Genomic DNA, 4,896 nt, shown 5'->3' with positions numbered 1-4,896 from the left:
GACCGGCGCCTGCGCTTCGGCGTCGCCCGGCGCTCGCGCGCGGCGATCGCCGCCGCGCCGGCGGAGTGACGGCGATGCGAAGGCAGCAATCCCCCTCGCCCCGCTTGGGGGGAGAGGGCATAGCCCGTCGGGAGACGAGCGACTTTGGACGCTCTATAGGTGAGGGGCCGCGCCAATCTCCGTGGTTGGCGTTGCCCCTCATCCGGCGCCTTAGGGCGACCGATAGGACGCCCGTCTTTGGCCGGGCTATGGCGCCACCTTCTCCCCGCAAGCGGGGAGAAGCGAGGAGCGGCGCCCTGGTCCTCTTCGCCCTCCTCCTCGCCCTCGCGACCCCCGCGCTCGCGGTGCAGCCGGACGAGGTGATGAAGGACCCGGCGCTCGAGGCGCGCGCCCGGACGCTGTCGGCCGAATTGCGCTGCATGGTGTGCCAGAACCAGTCGATCGACGATTCCGACGCGCCGCTCGCCCGCGACATCCGGCTGCTCATCCGCCAGCGCATCGCCGAGGGCGAGACCAACGACGCGGTCCGGTCCTATCTCGTTTCCCGCTACGGCGACTTCATTCTGTTGAAGCCGCCGTTCAAGCTCGAGACGCTGTTTCTCTGGCTTTCGGCCCCCCTGACGCTCTTGGCCGGCCTCGCCGCCGTCCTCCTCGCCCGCCGCGGCGCCCCCGCCTCGACGGAGCCGCTGACCCCTGAGGAGGAGGCGCGGCTCGCGGCGCTGACGAAGGGGGATGGCGGCTGAGGCGACGTCGCCGCCCCTCCGATGAGATCAGACCGGTTCGCCGGGAGACGGCCGATCCGCATCCAGCTCGTCGTCGAACCCGATGCCTTCATAAAGCTCGGCGAGCGGAAACTCGACGCCGATCTCGGGTAGGGCCATGAGGGAGTCCGCGATCAGGATGTCGTGCGTCCAGGCGTCCCCGGTGCGGGCGTAGACGGTCGCGCCGACGCCGTCCTGCTCCAGCATGACGTAGCGCCGGATGGACGGCGTCGCCTGATATTCCAGGGCCTTGACGATGCGGTCGCTCGCCGCCGTGCTCGGGCTCAGGACCTCGAAGACGACAACCGGATCATGAACGACAGTCGCTTTTCGATCGACCGGAGAGCAAACGACTATGCCGTCGGGATATCGGATGTGGCCGTCCGCGACCTGAATCTTGAGGTCGCTTCCGGCGAATTGACAGGGTTTTCCCCGAAGGCGCCCGCCGAGGGCGATCGCAAGGTTCCGCTGGATCGCCGCGTGGGCGAACGTCCCCCCGGTCATGGCGACGGGACCCACGCCGTCGAATTCGTAGCGCAGCGGCTGCCGTTCCTCCCAGGCGAGGAATTCGGCGAGGGTCATGGGCTTGCGCAGGGCGAGATTCATGCAGGCCCTTGCTTATCACGAATTGTGGATGGCCGCGATGGAGGGCTCAGCGATGGAGGCTGGGCGTCACCCCGGCAGAGAGCGGGCCCGGAGCGCGCCCGCAACGCCGACTATTTGGCCTTCGCCTTGGGGTTCGCGTGCGCTTGGTTCTGCGCGCCGGCCAGGGCGCCGCGCCTTCTGAAGGCCACGACGGCGCCCGGAGTGCGGCTGCCGGCGCTCAGGCGCCGGCGGCCCGTGCCGGTCAACACATAACGCTCACGGTCTTCGTCCCAGCGCATCAGATGGGCCTGGATGGCGTTCTCGCGCAGCAACATCGTCATCGGATCGTGGACATGCGCGGGCGCAACGTCCCCATGCGCGTCCACGGTCTTCAAAGCCTCAATCAGTCTCTGTTCGAGCGCGTCGGTCGTCATCGCCCCTCATATGATGCCGCAGCCCGGCTTGCGCAAGCTCGCCGTCAGGCCATCCCCTCCCGGCAAGCGGGACGAAGGGATTACGCCTTCGGCTCCAGCGCCGCCTCGACAGCCTCGTCGACGCGTTCGAGCCAGACGAACGCGAGCGTCTCGCGGACCTCTTCGGGAATGTCCTCGAAATCCTTGTGGTTTCTGGCCGGCAGCATGACGCGCTTGATGCCCGCCCGGTGCGCGGCGACGACCTTCTCCTTGATCCCGCCGACCGGCAGCACCAGCCCGCGCAGACTGATCTCACCCGTCATCGCCGTGTCGGAGCGGATGGTGCGGTCGGTGAGCAGCGAGACCAGCGCCATGAACATGGCGACGCCGGCGCTCGGCCCGTCCTTCGGCGTCGCGCCGGCAGGCACGTGGATGTGGATGTCGGTCTTCTCGAACCGCGCCGGGTCCACGCCGTAGGCCGCCGCGCGGTTCTTGACGATGCTGAGCGCCGCCTGCGCGCTCTCCTTCATCACCTCGCCGAGCTGGCCGGTGAGGATGAGCCGGCCGTTCCCCGGCGTCGCGGTCGCCTCGATGAACAGGATGTCGCCGCCGACCGGAGTCCACGCGAGCCCAGTCGCCACGCCCGGCACGCTCGTGCGCATCGCGACCTCATCCTCGAAGATCGGCGGGCCGAGTATGGCCTGAAGGTCGGAGGCGGCGATCGCGATCGGCCCCCTCTCGCCTTCGGCGACCCGCATCGCGGCCTGCCGGAGCGCGCGCCCGATCTCCCGCTCGAGGCTGCGGACGCCGGCCTCCCGGGTGTATTGCTCGATGATGGCGTGGAGCGCCGCGTCGTCGATCGAGGCCTGACCGGCTTTGAGCCCGTTCGCCTCCATCTGGCGCGGAACGAGGTAGCGCAGGGCGATCTGGAACTTTTCGTTTCCCGTGTAGCCGGGAAGGCTGATGATCTCCATGCGGTCGCGCAAGGGGCCGGGCACCGTGTCGAGCATGTTGGCCGTGGCGATGAACACGACGCGGGAGAGATCGAACGGCACGCCGAGATAGTTGTCGCGGAACGTGTTGTTCTGCTCGGGGTCGAGCACTTCGAGCAGGGCCGCGCCCGGGTCGCCCTGGATGCTTTGGCCGACCTTGTCGATCTCGTCGAGCATCATCACGCAGTCGCGCGCGCCCGCCTTGCGGATGCTTTGGATGATGTTGCCCGGCAGGGCGCCGATGTAAGTGCGCCGGTGGCCGCGGATCTCGGCCTCGTCGTGCACGCCGCCAAGGCTGACGCGAACAAACTTTCTGCCCATCGCCTTGGCGATCGACTGGCCGAGCGAGGTCTTGCCGACGCCGGGGGGGCCGGCGAAGCACAAGATCGGAGCCTTGCCGCCTGGGGCGAGCTTGCGCACGGCGAGATATTCGATGATGCGGCGCTTGATCTTTTCCAGGCCGAAATGGTCGGCGTCGAGGATCCGCCGGGCTTCGGCGATGTCGATTGGCTTCTCCTCGGGCAGCGCCCACGGCAGTTCGACCAGCCAGTCGAGATAGGTCCGGACCATCCCGTATTCGCCGGCCGCCTCGGGCATGCGCTGCAGGCGGCGAACCTCCTTGCGCGCCTGGTCCTCGACCTCCTTCGGCATTTTGGCGTTGGTGATCGCCTTTTCGAGTTCGGCGATCTCGGCCGACTTGCCCTCGTCCGCCTCGCCGAGCTGGCGCTGGATCGCCGCCATCTGCTCGCGCAGCAGAACCTCGCGGTTGCGGGCGTCCAGGGAGGCTTTCGTCTCCCGGCCGATTTCCTGCGACAGGCGCAGGACCTCGATGCGGTGCGCGAGCAGCCGCGAGACGCGGTCGAGCCGGGCGCCGATGTCGATCGTCTCCAGAATCTCCTGCTTCTCGTCGGGCGTCGCGTCCATGAAGGTCGCGACCATGTCGGCGAGCGCGCCGGGCGCCTCGACGCCCTGGATCGTGGCGATGAGCTCCTCCGGGGCCTGCGGCAGGAGGCGCACTGCCTCGAGCGCCTGGCCCTTGAGATGGACGAACCGCGCCTCGATCTCATTGGACTGGGCGGAAGGCTCCGGGATGCGCACGATGTCGGCGACGAAGAACGGCCAGCCGCTGAGGTAGTCGACGACCCGGAAGCGCTGCTCGCCCTGGCAGACGAGGTGATGCGAGCCGTCCGGGGCGGTGATGTAGCGGACGATGTTGGCGATCGTGCCCATCCGGTGCATGTCAGCCGGGATCGGGTCCGCCGCTTCGGCGTTGCGCTGCATCACGATGCCGACCGGCTTCTGCTCCCGCACCGCTCGCTGTGCGGCGAGGATCGAGCGCGCCCGGCCGAGGGCGATCGGCAGGGCGAAGCCTGGGAACAGCACCATGCCGCGCACCGGCACGATGACGAGCCCATCCGGCGGCAGCGGCGGCGAGGACTCGCCGGCGCCTCTATCGCGCGCGCTCTCGTCCTTAGCGGCGGTCTCGGCGTCAGACATTGTTCGCCTCCGGCTTCTTCAGCGTGATCAGGAGGCAGCCATGCGCCGACGACCGTTCGATGGCGGTGTAGCGTCCGGCCGGCAGACGCACCCGCCGCTCGAACCGGCCTTGCGGCAGTTCGAGGCGGTGAATGACCGCCGTGCGGATTTCCGGCGGATAAACGCGGACCCCGGAGACGACGAGTTCTTCCCCCTCGATCCGGGCCTCGACGTCGTCGAGGTCGACGCCGGGCAGCGCGACGAGCACCAGCGCCACGCGCTCGGTCTCAAGAACGTCGACAGGCGGCTCCCAGGAGATTTGCGCGCGCCTGCCCGTCGGGCGGACGAACTGCCCGCGCATGCGCTCGGCGCGCGCCAGCATCTCGAAGGCTTCCGACCACATCCAGTAGCGGGGGAAATTGCTCTCCATCGGCTCCTCTGCGGCTTGACGACGGCGCGCGGCTCGACGCTTCCCGAAAGTAACCCAGTTCCGGCGCGGATTCGACCGTTTTTCCGCATCCCGCCCGTCCGTGATATAGGCCCTTCCGTTCCGACCCGGGAGAGTGGCGGCGATGGGCGTTCTTGTGAACGGGGAGTGGCGCGCGGACGAGGATTTCCCGCGCAACGAGACGGGCCGTTTCGTTCGTCCCGACTCTCAGTTCCGCAACT

General features: G+C 68.6%; 5 protein-coding genes. 1 reads left to right on the top strand and 4 read right to left on the bottom strand.

Annotation, left to right across the window (positions count from 1 at the left end; genetic code table 11):
• Nucleotides 1–248 precede the first annotated feature (248 nt).
• The gene (locus ACLP25_RS22015) at nt 249–743 is read left to right on the top strand and encodes a cytochrome c-type biogenesis protein (RefSeq protein WP_442471279.1); all 495 of its coding nucleotides are present in this window, start codon (nt 249–251) and stop codon (nt 741–743) included.
• Between the two features lie 27 nt (nt 744–770).
• Here ACLP25_RS22015 and ACLP25_RS22010 read toward each other — a convergent pair whose 3' ends face one another.
• From ACLP25_RS22010 to ACLP25_RS21995, 4 genes are all read right to left on the bottom strand, one after another.
• Complete coding sequence (locus ACLP25_RS22010; RefSeq protein ID WP_442471278.1) at nt 771–1,367, bottom strand: Uma2 family endonuclease; 597 nt, start codon at nt 1,365–1,367, stop codon at nt 771–773.
• A 110-nt stretch (nt 1,368–1,477) separates the two neighbouring features.
• On the bottom strand, nt 1,478–1,780 hold the full coding sequence (locus ACLP25_RS22005) for a hypothetical protein (RefSeq protein WP_442471277.1): 303 nt from the start codon (nt 1,778–1,780) through the stop codon (nt 1,478–1,480).
• An 80-nt stretch (nt 1,781–1,860) separates the two neighbouring features.
• The gene (gene lon / locus ACLP25_RS22000; protein WP_442471276.1) at nt 1,861–4,248 is read right to left on the bottom strand and encodes an endopeptidase La; all 2,388 of its coding nucleotides are present in this window, start codon (nt 4,246–4,248) and stop codon (nt 1,861–1,863) included.
• On the bottom strand, nt 4,241–4,657 hold the full coding sequence (locus tag ACLP25_RS21995; protein ID WP_442471275.1) for an Hsp20/alpha crystallin family protein: 417 nt from the start codon (nt 4,655–4,657) through the stop codon (nt 4,241–4,243). Before ACLP25_RS21995 ends, lon begins: the two co-directional genes overlap by 8 nt.
• Between the last annotated feature and the right edge of the window lie 239 nt (nt 4,658–4,896).

This window comes from Roseiarcus sp. (genome assembly GCF_052145395.1).
Lineage (GTDB): Bacteria > Pseudomonadota > Alphaproteobacteria > Rhizobiales > Beijerinckiaceae > Roseiarcus.
The sequence above is the reverse complement of the archived record's forward strand: the minus strand, read 5'-3'. Positions and strand labels throughout refer to the sequence as shown.